This is a genomic window from Peribacillus sp. SIMBA_075 (assembly GCF_046534585.1).
This window is the reverse complement of sequence record NZ_JAWRYN010000486.1, coordinates 1-277: the sequence shown is the minus strand read 5'-3', so window position 1 is coordinate 277 and position 277 is coordinate 1. Positions and strand designations below refer to the sequence as shown.

The window sequence follows — 277 nt, the reverse complement described above, 5'->3', positions numbered from 1 at the left end:
ACTCAAAATCGTTCCCTTTTTTCCGATAATATCCATGAGGTGACTATAATTGAGAAGCACATTGAAGGAAAACAAAGAAATTAAGGAATTTAGAAAACAGAAGTTTACTAAACAAAATTTAAAGCATAATTTGGTGGAGTTGAGTTCACGTGGACTCATTGTTTACTTAACAGAAAACTTCCCTAGAGATGGTAAAGATTATCTTGAACATGAAAAGAAGCTGATGATTCTAAGATCATTAGATATGAAAGATATATCAGGCGCTATCGCTCGAATG

Annotated in this window: 1 pseudogene; it reads left to right on the top strand. The window is 32.9% G+C overall.

What is annotated here, in order from left to right:
* Window positions 1-49 precede the first annotated feature (49 nt).
* A pseudogene (locus SB775_RS29105) lies at window positions 50-277 on the top strand (hypothetical protein); the annotation flags it as partial.